General features: G+C 68.6%; 12 protein-coding genes. 8 read left to right on the top strand and 4 right to left on the bottom strand.

Annotation, left to right across the window (positions count from 1 at the left end):
* Window positions 1–43: 43 nt before the first annotated feature.
* Complete coding sequence (fusA, locus tag JWP60_RS07810; protein ID WP_299788786.1) at window positions 44–2,098, bottom strand: elongation factor G; 2,055 nt, start codon at window positions 2,096–2,098, stop codon at window positions 44–46.
* A 119-nt stretch (window positions 2,099–2,217) separates the two neighbouring features.
* The gene (locus JWP60_RS07815) at window positions 2,218–3,063 is read right to left on the bottom strand and encodes an EamA family transporter (RefSeq protein ID WP_299788789.1); all 846 of its coding nucleotides are present in this window, start codon (window positions 3,061–3,063) and stop codon (window positions 2,218–2,220) included.
* Window positions 3,064–3,171: 108 nt separating this feature from the next.
* Here JWP60_RS07815 and JWP60_RS07820 point away from each other — a divergent pair, with 108 nt between their 5' ends.
* The 5 genes from JWP60_RS07820 to JWP60_RS07840 are packed head-to-tail and all read left to right on the top strand — an operon-like array spanning window position 3,172 to window position 8,373.
* Window positions 3,172–4,533 (top strand): glutamine synthetase family protein, encoded by a 1,362-nt coding sequence (locus tag JWP60_RS07820; RefSeq protein WP_299788792.1) that lies wholly within the window; start codon window positions 3,172–3,174, stop codon window positions 4,531–4,533.
* A complete protein-coding gene (locus JWP60_RS07825; RefSeq protein WP_299788795.1) occupies window positions 4,533–5,039 on the top strand; it encodes a GNAT family N-acetyltransferase in 507 nt (168 codons plus the stop codon). The genes JWP60_RS07820 and JWP60_RS07825 overlap by 1 nt, the downstream gene beginning before the upstream one ends.
* Entirely contained in the window at window positions 5,036–6,169 is a 1,134-nt protein-coding gene (locus JWP60_RS07830) for an iron-containing alcohol dehydrogenase (protein WP_299788798.1), read from the top strand. The genes JWP60_RS07825 and JWP60_RS07830 overlap by 4 nt, the downstream gene beginning before the upstream one ends.
* A gap of 4 nt (window positions 6,170–6,173) precedes the next feature.
* Complete coding sequence (locus tag JWP60_RS07835; RefSeq protein ID WP_299788801.1) at window positions 6,174–6,977, top strand: type 1 glutamine amidotransferase; 804 nt, start codon at window positions 6,174–6,176, stop codon at window positions 6,975–6,977.
* 22 nt (window positions 6,978–6,999) lie between these two features.
* Complete coding sequence (locus JWP60_RS07840; protein ID WP_299788804.1) at window positions 7,000–8,373, top strand: aldehyde dehydrogenase family protein; 1,374 nt, start codon at window positions 7,000–7,002, stop codon at window positions 8,371–8,373.
* 120 nt (window positions 8,374–8,493) lie between these two features.
* Here the strand turns inward: JWP60_RS07840 and JWP60_RS07845 are convergent, their stop codons facing one another.
* Both JWP60_RS07845 and JWP60_RS07850 read right to left on the bottom strand, forming a co-directional pair.
* Window positions 8,494–9,534 (bottom strand): AI-2E family transporter, encoded by a 1,041-nt coding sequence (locus JWP60_RS07845; RefSeq protein WP_299788806.1) that lies wholly within the window; start codon window positions 9,532–9,534, stop codon window positions 8,494–8,496.
* Between the two features lie 143 nt (window positions 9,535–9,677).
* Window positions 9,678–12,686 carry a DNA topoisomerase III gene (locus JWP60_RS07850; protein WP_299788808.1) on the bottom strand — a complete coding sequence of 1,003 codons (3,009 nt, stop codon included), beginning with the start codon at window positions 12,684–12,686 and terminating at the stop codon, window positions 9,678–9,680.
* A 127-nt stretch (window positions 12,687–12,813) separates the two neighbouring features.
* Here JWP60_RS07850 and JWP60_RS07855 point away from each other — a divergent pair, with 127 nt between their 5' ends.
* From JWP60_RS07855 to JWP60_RS07865, 3 genes are read left to right on the top strand one after another with little or no spacing between them, the layout of a single operon-like run.
* The gene (locus JWP60_RS07855; protein WP_299788810.1) at window positions 12,814–13,293 is read left to right on the top strand and encodes an SET domain-containing protein-lysine N-methyltransferase; all 480 of its coding nucleotides are present in this window, start codon (window positions 12,814–12,816) and stop codon (window positions 13,291–13,293) included.
* Entirely contained in the window at window positions 13,290–14,054 is a 765-nt protein-coding gene (locus tag JWP60_RS07860; protein WP_299788812.1) for a biotin--[acetyl-CoA-carboxylase] ligase, read from the top strand. Before JWP60_RS07855 ends, JWP60_RS07860 begins: the two co-directional genes overlap by 4 nt.
* Before the next feature lie 6 nt (window positions 14,055–14,060).
* Complete coding sequence (locus JWP60_RS07865) at window positions 14,061–14,717, top strand: SPOR domain-containing protein (RefSeq protein WP_299788814.1); 657 nt, start codon at window positions 14,061–14,063, stop codon at window positions 14,715–14,717.
* The last annotated feature ends 15 nt before the right edge of the window (window positions 14,718–14,732 follow it).

Raw genomic sequence — 14,732 nt, forward strand, 5'->3', positions numbered from 1 at the left:
CAAGCCCGGGATGACATCCTTCGGCTTCGGGCGGTGCGAACGTTCAGGCCTCTTCCTTCACCTTGTACTGCGACGCCAGCTGCGTCTGCAGGTTGGGCGGCACCGGCTCGTAGTGGCTGAAGGCGATGGTGTAGCGGCCCTGGCCGCCGGTGAGTGAATTCAGGCGCGTCTGGTAGCTCGAAAGCTCCGACAGCGGCGCCTGCGCCAGCACCGTCAGCGCGCCCTCGGTGTCCGCGCGCGTGCCGCTCACCTGGCCACGCCGCGAGGCGAGGTCGCCGGTGATGTCGCCCATGTTGTCTTCCGGGGCGGCGATCTCCACGTCGACGATCGGCTCCAGCAGGCAGGGACGCGCCGCCTGCACGGCCGCCACCAGCGCCTTCTTGGCGGCGGTGACGAAGGCGATCTCCTTGCTGTCCACGGTGTGGCTCTTGCCGTCGTAGACCACGCACTTCAGGTCCACCACCGGATAGCCCGCCACCACGCCTTCCTCCATCGCCTGCCGCACGCCCTTTTCGACGGCGGGCATGAAGTTGTGGGGAATGGCGCCGCCCTTGACCTCGTCGACGAACAGGAAACCGGTGCCGCGCGGCAGCGGCTCGATGCGCAGGTACACCTCGCCGAACTGGCCGGCGCCACCCGTCTGCTTCTTGTGGCGGTGATGGCCCTCCGCCGCGGCGGTGATCGTTTCGCGGTAGGCAATACGCGGGGGCCGCGTGTCGACCTGGCAGTTGTGCACGTCGGCCAGGCGATCCAGCAGCGTGCGCAGGTGCAGCTCGCCCAGCCCGTAGACCACCGTCTCGTTGGTGCTGGCCACGTGGTCCACGTGCAGGCAGGGGTCCTCGCTCACCAGCTTCAGCAGGATGTCGTGCAGCCGCTGTTCGTCACCGCGCCGCTTGGGCGAGATCGCGAGCCCGTGCACGGGCAGCGGGAACTGCAAAGGCTTGAGGTGGATGTGCGAGTCTTCGGCGGCGTCGTGCAGTACCGCGTCGTAATGCAGCTCCTCCACCTTGGCGATCGCGCACAGGTCGCCCGGCACCGCCTTTGCCACCTCCTGCAGCTCCTTGCCTTGCAGCATGAAGAGGTGGCCGACCTTGAAAGGGCGCCGGCCGTCTCCCACGTACAGCTGGCTGTCGCGCGTGATGGTGCCCTGGTGCACGCGGATCACGCCCATCTTGCCGACGTAAGGGTCCTGCGTGATCTTGAAGACGTGGGCCAGCACGTGCTTGTCGGCATCGGGCAGCGCACGGATCGGCTTTGCCGCATCGCCCTCGCCTTCGAGAAAGGCCGGCGGATTGCCCTCGCTCGGATCGGGCAGCAAGCGCTCGATGACATCCAGCAACTCCGGCACGCCGGCGCCGGTGCGCGCGGAGACGAAGCAGATCGGCACCAGGTGGCCTTCGCGCAGCGCCTGCTCCAGGGGCGCGTGCAGCTCGGAGGGATCGACGTCGCCGTCGTTCAGATAGCGCTCGACGAAAGCGGCGTCGACTTCCACCACCTGTTCGACCAGCGCGCGATGCGCCGCCGCCACCGAGGAGAAGTCCGGTGGCGGGCCGTCGTCGTCCATCTTCCAGAAGCAATCGAGCACCCGCTCGCCTTTTTGCGAGGGCAGGTTCACCGGCAGGCACTCGCGCCCGAACGCAGCCTGGATTTCACCGACCAGCGCTTCCAGGTTCACGCCCTGGGCGTCGATGCGATTGACGATGATGATTCGGTCCCGCTCGCGCTGCTGCGCCCACTCCATCATCCGCACGGCCATCGGTTCGACACCGGTGGCCGCGTTGATGACGATGGCCGCCGTCTCCACCGCCTCCAGTGCGGGCAGCGACTGGCCGAGGCAGTCGCCGGCACCGGGGGTGTCGATCAGGTGGGTGGTGATGTCACGGTGGGTGAAGTGCAGCAGCGTCGCATTGAGCGAGCGCAGCGCCTTCTTCTCGAGGGGGTCGTGGTCGGACACCGTGCTGCCCTTTTCCACGCTGCCGGGTGCGCCCACCGCCCCGGCCTTCCACAGCAAGGCTTCGGCCAGGCTGGTCTTGCCCGCGGCGCTCGGACCCACGAGGGCCACGGTGCGCCGTGAGGCGATCTCGCGATGAGTAGCCACAAGGCCCTCCTGCAACACATGGGAAGGCCATGCTACGGCGCGCCTTCGTGTGTCGCAACGCCTGCAACTCGACCGTGAGGGCAGGGGCTTTCCCTGAGACCCGAACTGGCCGATCGGTGTCAGCCGAGCCGCAACGCGGCAATGCCGGCCAGGATCGCGGCCGTGCCCAGCGCCCGCCGGGGCGTAAACGCCTCGTGCAGTTGCCAGGCGCCGATCAGGGCGGCAAACAGCACCGAAGTTTCGCGCAGGGCGGCAATGGTGGCCACCGGCGCGCGCGTCATGGCCCACAGCGCGATGCCATAGGAGCCCAGCGAGGCGGCGGCGCCCAGCGACGCGACCGGCGCGCGCCGCAGCGCATGCGCGCGCACGGCCGGCCAGCCGCGCCGGGCCAGCACCAGCATACCGAAGGGCAAGCCGTTCAGCAGGAACACCATGGCCACGTAGCCCACCGCATTGCCGCTGACGCGCACGCCATGGCCGTCGATCACGGTATAGAGCGCGATCACTCCTGCGTTGGCCAGCGCCAGCATGACCGCGCGGCCGGACTCCAGCCCGTGGCGCGACAGGCCGAGCACGAGCACGCCGCAGCTCACGCCCAGCACACCGATCCAGCCGACCGTCGAGAGCGGCTCACCGAAAGCCGCAACCGAAGTCATTGCCACCAGCAGCGGCGCCGCCCCCCGCATCAAGGGATAGGTCAGCGCCAGTTCGCCATGGCGATAGGCCGCCGTCAGCAGGCCGTAGTAGCCGACGTGCAGCGTCGCGCTAGCGATCAGCCAGGGCCAGGCGCTCGTGGCGGGGAGGCCGGCGGCCAGCAGCAGAGGCAGCGCGAACACTGCACCGATGAGGTTGAGCAGCGCCGTGTCCAGCGCCTTGTCGGCCGCCGATTTGACCAGCGCATTCCAGCCCGCGTGCAGCAGGGCGCCAAAGAGCACCGCCAGGGCGACCGGCCAGGTCAGGTTCATGCGCTGGGAGCGAACGGCATGCGCGGATCATCGCCCAAACGGCCCCGCTCGCCGCCCAGAAGCGCTAGCATTTTCCCGGGGCGGCTGTGCTCCGCAGGGAGACCCGATTTGGCGAACACCACGACGCACCCCGCGATCGAGAAGCTGCGCAAGGCAGGGGCCACCAAGGTGAAGGTGGCGGTCAGCGACATCGATGGCGTGCTGCGGGGCAAGTACCTGCATATCGACAAGTTCGAAGGCGCGGCGGAGGGCGGCTTCGGTTTCTGCGACGTCGTGCTGGGCTGGGACATGCTGGACGTGACCTACGACAACACCACGGTCACCGGCTGGCAGCATGGCTATCCCGACGCGCTGGCGCGCATCGACCTGGGCACCGCGCGCAACGTGCCCTGGGACAACAACGTGCCCTTTTTCCTGGGCGAGTTCGTCAATGCCGACAACTCGCCGCATCCGCTGTGCCCGCGCCAGACCTTGAAGCGCGTGCTGGCGCGCGCCGAGAAGCTCGGCTTCCAGCCCATGTGCGGGATGGAATTCGAGTGGTTCAATTTCCGCGAAACGCCGCAGAGCTGGGCCGAGAAGAACGGCCAGCCGCCGCAGACGATCACGCCCGGCATGTTCGGCTACTCGCTGCTGCGCATGGCCGACAACCCCGCTTATTTCAACGCGCTGATGGACGAGATGCTGGCCTTCAACGTGCCGATCGAAGGCCTGCACACCGAGACGGGGCCGGGCGTCTACGAGGTGGCCATCGCTTTCTCGCCGGCGCTGGAGCAGGCCGACCGCGCGATCCTGTTCAAGACCGGCGCGCGCGAAATCGCCAAGCGCTTCGGCATCATGCCGACCTTCATGGCCAAGTGGAGCCAGAACTATCCGGGCTGCAGCGGTCACATCCACCAGAGCCTGTCGGACGGCAAGACCAACCTGTTCCACGACGCGAACGCGCCGCGCAAGATGTCGTCGCTGTTCGAAAGCTATCTGGCCGGCCAGGTCGCCTGCATGATGGAGTTCGGGCCCATGCTGTGGCCCACCATCAACAGCTACAAGCGCCTGGTCGACGGCTTCTGGGCGCCGGTCAAGCCGACCTGGGGGATCGACAACCGCACGGCCAGCTTCCGCGTGCTGGCCGGCTCGCCCAAGGCCACGCGGCTGGAGACGCGCTGCCCCGGCTCGGACGTGAATCCCTATCTCGCGATGGCCGCCGTGCTGGCAGCCGGCCTGCACGGGGTCGAGAAGGGACTGAAGCTCACGGCGCCACCGATCACCGGCACCAACCAGGGCGGCGAGGACGTGCCGCGGGCGCCGCGCACATTGATCGAGACCACGCGCGTCTTCCAGCAGTCCCAGATCGCCCGCGACTGGCTGGGCGACGCCTTCGTCGACCACTTCGCCGCCACCCGCGACTGGGAATGGCGGCAGTGGCAGGACGGCGTGACCGACTGGGAATTGAAACGCTACTTCGAAGTGATCTGATGGAAATCCGCCGGCTCGCCCCCGCCGATGGCCCGGCCTACCGGGCGCTGCGCCTGCGGGCGTTGCGCGAGCATCCCGATGCCTTCACCTCCAGCTACGAGGAGGACGTGCAGCAGCCGCTGCAGGTGAGCTTCGCGCGGCTCGCATCGCCGCTCTATGCCTTCTGGGGCGCCGTGCAGGGCGACGAGCTGTACGGCATGGTCGGCCTCGAGCACGAGCAGCGCGCCAAGAACCGGCACAAGGGCAGCGTGATCGGCATGTACGTCACCCCGGAAGTCACCGGGCAAGGCGTCGGCCGTGCGCTGCTGCAGGCGCTCGTTGTGCATGCGCGCGGCGCGGGCATCGCCTCGCTGGTGCTGACCGTCACCGAGGGCAACGCGCATGCGTGGCGGCTGTACGCCGGCGCCGGCTTTCGCAGCTTCGGCATCGAGCCCGATGCGATCCGCGTGGAGGGACAGCCCTTCGCCAAGAACCACATGCACCTGGACCTGAGCCAAGCACCATGAGCCTTGCCAATTTCTCCTTTCCCACCGCCGTCCAGTTCGGCGCCGGCGCCCGCAAGGAGGTGCGCAAGCACCTGCAGGAGCAGGGGCTCGCGCGGCCCCTGATCGTCACCGACCGGGCCCTGGCGGCGCTGCCGGTGCTCACCGAATTCCAGTCGCATCTGCAGGGCCTCGAGGTCGCGGTGTATGGGGGCGTGTTCGGCAATCCGACGGCAAGCCAGGTGATGGCCGGCGCGGCGGCCTACCGCGCGCACGACGCCGATTGCGTGATCGGCTTCGGCGGCGGCGCGGCGCTGGACGTGGCCAAGGTGGTCGGCCTCGCCGCGACGCACGAAGGCGACATCATCGAGTACGCGTGGGACCATCCGAAGGTGCGATCCATCCGCGCGGCGCTGCCGTATTTCGTTGCGCTGCCAACGACCTCCGGCACCGGCTCCGAAGTCGGCCGCTCCTCCGTGATCAGCGAGGATGCGACGCATCTGAAACGCGTGGTGTTCAGTCCGCTGATCCTGGCGAAAAAAGTGTTTGCCGATCCCGAGTTGACGCTGGGTCTGCCCGCGCACGTGACGGCCGCGACCGGCATGGACGCGCTCACGCACAACATCGAGAGCTATCTCTCTCCGGCGTACCATCCGCTGTGCGACGGCATCGCGCTGGAAGGCACGCGCATCGCGGCCCGCTCCCTGGTGCGCGCGGTGCGCGAGCCGGCCAACCTGCAGGCGCGCAGCGACATGATGATGGCCTCCATGATGGGCGCGATCGCCTTCCAGAAGGATCTGGGCGCCGTGCACTCCTGCGCCCACGCGCTGGGCGCCGTGTGCGACCTGCACCATGGCCTGGCCAATGCGCTGATGATCGAGACCGTGCTGGCCTGGAACCTGGAGGCCGCGCCCGACAAGTTCGAGGAACTGGCACACGTCTGCCGCGTGAGCGGCGGCGGCCCGGGCCTGGTGCGCTGGCTCGGCCACCTGAAGCAGCAGGTTGGCATCACGGGCACGCTGTCTTCGCATGGCGTGAAGCAGGAGCAGATCCCGCAACTCGTGAAGATCGCGGTGCAGGACATCTGCCACCAGACCAATCCGCGACCGGTGACCGCGCAGGACTTCGAGCGGCTGTTCGCGGCCGCGATGTGACGCGATGGACCGCCTGAAGATCGGCATCTCCGCCTGCTTCTTCCACCCGGACGAGGGGCGCAAGGCCGCGCCTTCCAAGACGCTGCTGTGGATCGAGCAGTCGACCGCCCACTGGGTGATGTCCGAGGGCGCGCTGCCGGTGATGATCCCCTCGTTCGCTGGCGAAACCTTTCGCGGCGCGGTGGACGTGGCCGACTATGCGCAATGGCTCGACGGCCTGTTGATGCACGGCGGCGCCGACGTCTGGCCGGGCAGCTACGGTGAGGAGCCGCTGCGCCCCGAATGGAACGGCGACCGCATTCGCGACCAGTACGAGATCGGCCTGGTCCAGGCCTTCAGCGCCGCCGGCAAGCCGGTGTTCGGCATCTGCCGCGGCCTGCAGTTGATCAACGTGGCGCACGGCGGCACCCTGTTCCAGGACATCACGACGCAAAAGCCCGGTGCGCTGGTGCATCGCGATGCGGCGATCTACGACCTCAACTTCCACGAGGTCGACATCCTGCCGCGCACGCGCATGGCGCAGCTGCTGCCCCCGGGGCGCCACAAGATCAACAGCGTGCACCACCAGGGCGTGAAGGACGTCGCGCCCGGCTTCGCCGTCGAGGCCGTCTCGCCGGAGGACGGCGTGGTCGAAGCGATCCGCCGCACGGACGGCCCGTGGGTCGCCGCCGTGCAATGGCATCCCGAATTCCATCGCCCCGAGCTGGGTGTCGTCGACGACACGCCGCTCCTGCGCGACTTCCTGGCGGCCGCTCGCTCGGCCCGAAGCTCGCCGGGCCGCCCCAAGACCGAAGACCGCAGTGCGTAGCACGGAGGCTTCCCATCTCATCATGAGCACCCTCTCCATCTACAACCCCGCCACCGGCCACCGGATCGTCGAACTGCAGGCCGACGATCCCGCATCGGTAGCCGCCAGGACGCAGGCCGCCCGCGCCGCGCAACCCGCGTGGGCCGCGCGGCCGCTGGCCGAGCGCAAGCGCTGCATCGAGGGCTTTCGCGCCGGGGTCGTGCGCGACCTGGAGCGGCTTGCGCAGGTGATGACGCGCGAGACCGGCAAGCCGATCCGCATGTCGCGCAACGAGCTGAACGGCCTGCTGCCGCGGATCGATTTCTTTCTGGCGCAGACCGAGCCGGCGATCGCGGCCGAGACCGTGTTCGACGAAGGCGGCATGCGCGAGCAGATCCAGCATGAGCCGCTGGGGCTGGTCGCCAACATCTCCGCGTGGAACTATCCGTGGTTCGTCGGCTGCAACGTGATCCTGCCGGCGCTGCTGACCGGCAACGCGGTGCTGTACAAGCCCTCCGAATATTCGACGATGACCGGGCAGGAGATCGCGCGCCTGCTGCACGAGGCGGGGGTGCCGCAGGAGGTGATGGCCTGCCTGGTCGGTGGCGGCGAGGTCGGCGCCGCGCTGCTGGCGCAGCCGGTGGACGGCGTGTTCTTCACCGGCTCGCATGCCACCGGACGGCGCATCGCCGAGGCGATGGGCAGTCGCTTGGTCAAGCTGCAACTGGAGCTGGGAGGCAAGGACCCGACCTACGTCTGCGACGACGCCGATGCGCAGACCGCGGCCGAATCGCTGGCCGATGGCGCGATGTACAACACCGGCCAGAGTTGCTGCTCGGTCGAGCGCATCTACGTGCACGAGAAGATCCACGACGCCTTTGTCGAACACTTCGTTCGCACGGTGCGGGGCTTTCGCCTGGGCGACCCCGCCAGCGAGGACACCTACATCGGTGCCATCACGCGCGCGCCGCAGCTCGATGTGCTCGAGTCGCAAGTGGAGGACGCGCTTGCCAAGGGCGCGACCTTGCAGGCGGGCGGCGAGCGCCGCATCGGCGAGGGCAACTGGTTCGATGCCACCGTGCTCACCCATGTGGACCACACGATGGACATCATGCGCGAGGAAAGCTTCGGCCCGGTGATCGGCATCCAGAAGGTCGCCGGCGATGCGGAAGCCGTGCGCCTGATGAACGACACGCGCTACGGCCTGACCGCCGGCGTCTACACGCCCGACGAAGAGCGCGCGCGCCGCATCCTGGCGCAGGTGCACGCGGGCAGCGTCTACTGGAACTGCTGCGACCGCGTCAGCCCGCGGCTGCCGTGGAGTGGCGTGGGCGATTCAGGCGTGGGGCTGACGCTGTCGAAGTACGGGATCCAGACCTTCACGCGGACGAAGGCGTGGCATTTGCGGCAGGCTTGAATTGATTTGCCCCTTCCCCCTCCGGGGGAAGGCTGGGATGGGGGCGCACCCCGCACACATCTGAAACGCCGGAGCGCCCCCACCCCAACCCTCCCCCGGTGGGGGAGGGAGTAAAACCAATCAAATCCACTGCCCGTCGCGCAGCTCCCTCGTGAGCCAGGCGCAGAAAATCGGCGCTGCCACCAACCCCGGCACGCCGAAGGCCGCTTCCATCAGCAGCATCGAGGCGAGCATGGCGTAGGTGGGCACGTTGGTGCGGCCGCCGACGATGCGCGCGTTGAGGAAGTATTCGAGCTTGTGGATCACCACCAGGAAGCCCAGCGAAGCGATGCCGAGCCACACCGACACCGTCAGCGCCGCCACCGTGACCGCCGCATTCGACAGCAGGTTGCCGATGATGGGCACCAGGCTGGCAAAGAAGGTGAAGCCCACCAGCGTCGGCCCGAGCGGCACGCGATAGCCCAGCATCGGCAGCACCACCAGCAGGTAGATCCCGGTGAGCGTCGCATTGATGAAGGCGATGCGCAGCTGCGCCGCGAACACGTCCCCGAAGGCCGCGGCCAACTGCAGCATGCGCGCCCGCGCCAGCACCACCAGCGGCCGCCGCGACGTCTCCTGCGGCGCGCTCCTGCGGGCCGTCGCGGCCATCAAGCCGATCGCCAGGCCGATGATGATGTGCACCAGGATCTTGAGCACCATGCCGCTCCAGCGCTGCACGTCGTGCGCATGCCCGCGCAGCCACTCGCTCACGGCGTGCTGCATCGCGTCGGCCGATTGCGGCAGGCGCTCGACGATCCACGTCGGCGCCGTGACGCGGACCTGGTCCAGCGTGTCGGCCAGCAATTGCATCAGCCGACCGAGGCCGCCGGACCGGAACAGCAGCTCGGTGGCCGCGAGCACCGCGCCGGTGAGGACGGCCACGGTCGCCGACACCAGCAACCAGCGCACGGCGCGCTTCTTCCACGAGCCCTGGGCCGGGCCGGTGAAGACTCGCACGCGCCGGTAGAGCACGAAGCCGGCGAGACCGGCGAACAGCGCGGACAGCAGGTTCAGCCACAGCACCAGCAGCAGGGCGGCGCCCGCCAGCACGATGCTGCGCAGGCGCAGCGCCTCCAGCGCTGGCTGGGGCGTGGTCTCGGAAGGGGTGAGGGGCCTTTTCACCGGGGCATTGTGCCCCGCGCATGACGCGGCAGGCGGCCCTTGCCCGGCAAGTGCTGCGCGACTGAAGATCGCGTGGACGAGATGCGGCGGCCGGGGGAGCGCCCCCACCCCAGCCCCCCCCCGGCGGGGGAGGGTGCAAGGCACTATTCGGCGGCGGAGAGGTGCTTGCCCACGATGCCGGCCAGTTCGAACATCGTGACCTGTGCCTTGCCGAACACCGGCCGCAACTTCTCGTCGGCGTTGATCGAGCGCTTGTCCTTGGCGTCCTGCAGGCCCTTGGCCTTGATGTAGTCCCAGATCCGCTTGATCACCTCGGTGCGCGCGATCGGCTCGTTGCCGACCACGGCCGCGAGTTCGGGGCTGGGCCTGAGGCCGGCGCCGGTCTTGCGCGGCGCCTTGGCCTCCGTCGCCTTCTTCGCGGCCGGTGCCTTCTTCGCCACCGCCTTCTTGGCGACGGCCGATTTCGCGGCCTTGGCCGTGGCCTTGTACGGCGCCGGCGGTTCCTTGGCTTTCGCGCGGCTCGCAGCCGTCGTCTTCGTCGCTGCGCCCGCCGTCTTGCGCGGCGGGAATTTCGAGGCCCGCGGTTCGAATTCGAAGTTCACCTTGCCGGCCTCCGCATCCCAGGCCAGGAAGGCCTTGAAGGGGCGGCGCGTGCGCATCGAGATGAACTTGTCCAGCAGGTCGGTCTTGCCGGTCGCCAGCAGCTTGGCCATCTGCTCGCGCTCCACCGGCTGCTGCAGGATGATCTTGCCGCTGCGGAAATCGCAGGTGGGCGTGGAATGCTCCTGCGTCGGCACCGCGCGCTCGCACACGTAGTTGCTGCCCCACTCGAAGACGCGGTGGCCGCACTTGGGACACGGACCCAGCGGGTCCTGCGCCGAGAGGTCGACGATCTCGCCGGTCTCGGACGGGTCCTTGCCCTCGCCGAAGTCGAACTCCAGCTTCCAGTTCTTTTCTTCCTCGTCGAAGGCCAGCGCCAGTTCGGCCGTGAACGGCCAGCCCGCTTTCGAGCGGAAGCCCTGCAGCGGGCCGATGCGCTTGTCGCGCAGGAAGGTCTCGACTTCCTCGAGCTCGAAGGCGCGGCCGGCGGGGATCTTCGTGAACGAGAAGCCGCAGGGCTCCTGGCCCGCCTTGCCCACGCAGTTGTAGCGACGGTAGCTCTCCTGCACCACGCCGCCGCAATTGGGGCAGGCCGTCTTCAGCGTGGCGTAGTCGCCCGGCACCGTGTCGCGGTCGTACTCCTTGGCCTTCATGACGATGCGCTTCGTCATGTCGGCGATCTCGAGCATGAACTGGTCGCGCGACAGCTTGCCGTGCTCCATCTGCGCCAGCTTGTATTCCCACTCGCCGGTGAGCTCCGGCTTGCTCAATTCCTCGACGCCGAGGCCGCGCAACAGCGTCATCAGCTGGAAGGCCTTGGCGGTCGGGATCAGCTCGCGGCCTTCGCGCAGCATGTACTTCTCGTTGATCAGGCCTTCGATGATGGAGGCGCGCGTGGCCGGCGTGCCCAGGCCTTTTTCCTGCATCGCCTCGCGCAGTTCGTCGTCCTCCACGAACTTGCCCGCGCCTTCCATCGCGCCGAGCAGCGTCGCTTCGCTGTAGCGCGCCGGCGGCCGCGTCTTCAGGCCCTTGGCCTCGACGCTCTCGGCGGGCACCTGCTCGCCCGGCTTCACCGGCACGAGGTTCTGGCCCTTGTCGCCTTCCTTGGCGTCCTCCACCTCGGCGGCCGCTTCCTTGCCGTAGATGGCCAGCCACCCCGGGCGGACCAGCACCTTGCCCTCGGTGCGGAAGTGATGGCCGGCTGCCTGGCTGATGCGCGTCGTCACCATGGATTCGGCGCTCGGGAAGAACACCGCCAGGAAGCGCCGCACCACCAGGTCGTAGACCTTCTGTTCCGCCTCGGACAGGCCGCTGGGCGCCTGCAGCGTGGGGATGATGGCGAAGTGGTCGGACACCTTGCTGTCGTCGAACACCCGCTTGATCGGCTTGACGTAGCTCTCGTCGATCGCCTGCTGCGCGAACGGCGCCAGGTGCCGCATGCCGCTGCCGGCCAGCATGCCCATGGTGTCGTGCACCACCGCCACATAGTCCTGCGGCAGGTGGCGCGAGTCGGTCCGCGGATAGGTCAGGGCCTTGTGCCGCTCGTACAGCGACTGGGCCAGCGCCAGCGTGGTCTTGGCCGAATAGCCGAAGCGGCCGTTGGCCTCGCGCTGCAGCGAGGTCAGGTCGAACAGGCCGGGCGCGGCCTGCGTGCTGGGCTTGGATTCTTCGGTGACGGTCGCCAGCTGGCCACGTGCCGCCTGCGCGATCGCCTGCGCGTCGTGCTCGTTCCAGACGCGGTCGGCGCGCTTCTCGGCGTCCTCGGGGTCCTTCTTCCACTTGGGGTCGAACCACTTGGCCGGATAGTTGCCCGCCTCGGCGGCGAAGCTGGCATGGATCTCCCAGTAGTCGCGGCTGATGAACTTGCGGATCTGCTCCTCGCGTTCCACCACGATCGCGAGCGTCGGCGTCTGCACGCGGCCCACGGTGGTGAGGAAGAAGCCACCGTCGCGCGAATTGAAGGCGGTCATGGCGCGCGTGCCGTTGATGCCCACCAGCCAGTCGGCCTCCGAGCGCGAGCGCGCCGCGTGCGCCAGGCCTTCCATCTGCCGGTTGCTGCGCAGCTTGTCGAAGCCGTCGCGGATCGCCTGCGGCGTCATCGACTGCAGCCACAGGCGCTTGACCGGCTTGACCGGGCCGCCCTTCTTGCCGGCGCCGGCGCCGTCGCTGCCGAAGGCGTACTGCTCGATCAGGCGGAAGATCAGCTCGCCCTCGCGGCCCGCGTCGCAGGCGTTGACCAGGTCGGTCACGTCCTTGCGCTTGGCCAGCCTGACCACCGCGTTCAGGCGCGTCTTGGTCTTGTCCACCGGCTTCAGGTCGAAGTAGGGCGGGATCACCGGCAGGTGGGCGAAGCTCCACTTGCCGCGCTTGACGTCGAATTCCTCCGGCGCGTGGATCTCCACCAGGTGGCCCACGGCGCTGGTGACGATGTACTTGTCGCTCTCGAAGTACTCGTCGTGCTTCTCGAACTTGCCGGCCACGGGCGTCAGCGCCCGGACGATGTCCTGGGCGACAGAGGGTTTCTCGGCGATGACTAGTGTCTTGGTGCTCACGGTCTCTCAGACCGGGCGCCTTGCGGCGCCCTGTTCCTCGGTGTTCTTACAATCGCGCTTTTCCTCGCGCATGTACGCGCACGCGCCTGCGCACGTGTACGAATTCAAGTTAACAGATTTTTTTCCAATGCCCGTCCAGACCGCATCCAAGACCAACCGCAGAATCCAGGTCCGCAAGTCGGGCGTGCACGGCAAGGGCGTCTTCGCGCTGCAGGATATTCCCGAGGGCGAGACGCTGATCGAATATGTCGGCGAGATCATCACGTGGAAGGAGGCACAGCGGCGCCATCCCTGGAATCCGGAAGACCCGAACCATACCTTCTACTTCCACGTCGACGAAGACCGGGTGATCGACGCCGCCCACGGCGGCAATGCCTCGCGCTGGATCAACCATTCGTGCAACCCCAACTGCGAAGCCGACGAGCAGGACGGCCGCGTGTTCATCAAGAGCCTGCGCAACATCGAGGCAGGGGAAGAGCTCAACTACGACTACGGCCTGATCATCGACGAGCCGTACACGAAGAAGCTGAAGGCGGAGTATCCCTGCTGGTGCGGCAGCGAGAATTGCCGCCGGACCTTGCTGGCGCCCAAGCGCAGGGGGAAATGATCCGCTGGCCCGCCGAAGCCATCTGGGAAGCCGTCGCCCCTCTGCTGCCCGGCTTCACCGTCGAAGTCCTGCCTGAGCTGGACTCCACCAACAGCGAGCTGATGCGCCGCGCGCGCTCGGGCCAGACCGAGCCCGTGCTGCTGGTGGCGGAGCGGCAGACCGCCGGCCGCGGCCGGCTCGGGCGCGACTGGCACAGCGGCGCCGGAGATTCCCTGACTTTTTCCCTGGCCCTGCCGTTGGCCCCGGCGGACTGGGCGGGCCTCTCGCTCGCAGTGGGTGCCAGCATCGCGGAGAACCTGCACCCGGCCGTGCGGCTGAAATGGCCCAACGACCTGTGGCTGAGCGATCGCAAGCTCGGCGGCATCCTGATCGAGACGGCCGGTTTTGTCGATGCAGGCGGCGCGCGCCAAGCCGTGATCGGCGTCGGCCTGAACATCGCGCCGCGCCCGGCAGCCGGCCTCTCGACCCCGCCCGCCTGCGTGCGCGAACTGCTGCCGCAGGCGGACGCTGCCTCGGTGCTGCAGCGCGTCGCACCCGCGCTGGTGCGGGACGTGCTGGCCTTCCAGCAGGCTGGCTTCGCGGCCTTCCGCCTCCGCTTCGAGGCGCGCGACGCGCTGCGCGATCGTGCCGTGACGCTCAGCGACGGCACCGCCGGCACCGCCCATGGCGTCAGCGACTCGGGAGCCTTGCTGGTGCATACTGCGGCCGGCCTGCAGGCCATCGCCAGCTCGGAAGTGAGCGTGCGGCCGGCGGCCCCCTAAGCCCTCATGCTGCGCCTGATCGTCCTGCTCCTGCTGCTGGCCAACGGCGGCTTCTATGCCTGGTCCCAGGGGCTGCTGCTGCCGTGGGGCGTCGGGCCCACGCAGCAATCGGAGCCGCAGCGCGTCGCACAGCAGATCCAGCCCGAGACCGTGCGGGTGCTCTCGCCGCAGGAGCTTGAGCAGCTTCAGACCCAACTGGCGCAGGCGCCGCGTCCGCCCGAATGCCTGCAGACCGCGGCACTGGACGCTGGCCAGCTCGCGCCGGTGCGCAGCGCCCTGGAGCCCTGGCCCGCCGGCTCGTGGCGGCTTGATCCCGTCAGCGATCCGGCGCGCTGGATCGTCTACATGGGCAAGTTCGCCGGGGCTGAACAGGTGGCGCGCAAGCGCGCCGAGCTGCGCCAGCTGGGGATCTCCTTCGAGGCGCTGACCAATCCCGAGCTCGAGCCGGGGCTCTCGCTGGGAGGCTTCGCGAGCGAGGATGATGCGATCCAACAGATGGAGGCGCTCGCTGCCAAGGGCGTGCGGACCGCGCGCGTCGTGCAGGAGCGCCCCGAGCAGCGCGGCCAGCGCCTGACGCTGCCGGCGGTCGACGATGCCCTGCGGCCGCGGCTGGATGCGCTCAAGACCGTGCTGAACACGACGCCCCTGCGGCCCTGCCGCTGACCAAGGAGACCTGAC

Origin of the sequence: Ramlibacter sp., from assembly GCF_028291745.1 — a bacterium.
Classification (GTDB): domain Bacteria; phylum Pseudomonadota; class Gammaproteobacteria; order Burkholderiales; family Burkholderiaceae_C; genus Ramlibacter.

Excerpts from the sequence above, each read along its gene's own strand:
- JWP60_RS07815 (WP_299788789.1), bottom strand. The coding sequence starts at position 3,063 with ATGAACCTGACCTGGCCGGTCGCCCTGGCGGTGCTCTTTGGCGCCCTG.
- JWP60_RS07825 (WP_299788795.1), top strand. The coding sequence starts at position 4,533 with ATGGAAATCCGCCGGCTCGCCCCCGCCGATGGCCCGGCCTACCGGGCG.
- JWP60_RS07830 (WP_299788798.1), top strand. The coding sequence starts at position 5,036 with ATGAGCCTTGCCAATTTCTCCTTTCCCACCGCCGTCCAGTTCGGCGCC.
- JWP60_RS07835 (WP_299788801.1), top strand. The coding sequence starts at position 6,174 with ATGGACCGCCTGAAGATCGGCATCTCCGCCTGCTTCTTCCACCCGGAC.
- JWP60_RS07840 (WP_299788804.1), top strand. The coding sequence starts at position 7,000 with ATGAGCACCCTCTCCATCTACAACCCCGCCACCGGCCACCGGATCGTC.
- JWP60_RS07855 (WP_299788810.1), top strand. The coding sequence starts at position 12,814 with ATGCCCGTCCAGACCGCATCCAAGACCAACCGCAGAATCCAGGTCCGC.
- JWP60_RS07860 (WP_299788812.1), top strand. The coding sequence starts at position 13,290 with ATGATCCGCTGGCCCGCCGAAGCCATCTGGGAAGCCGTCGCCCCTCTG.
- JWP60_RS07865 (WP_299788814.1), top strand. The coding sequence starts at position 14,061 with ATGCTGCGCCTGATCGTCCTGCTCCTGCTGCTGGCCAACGGCGGCTTC.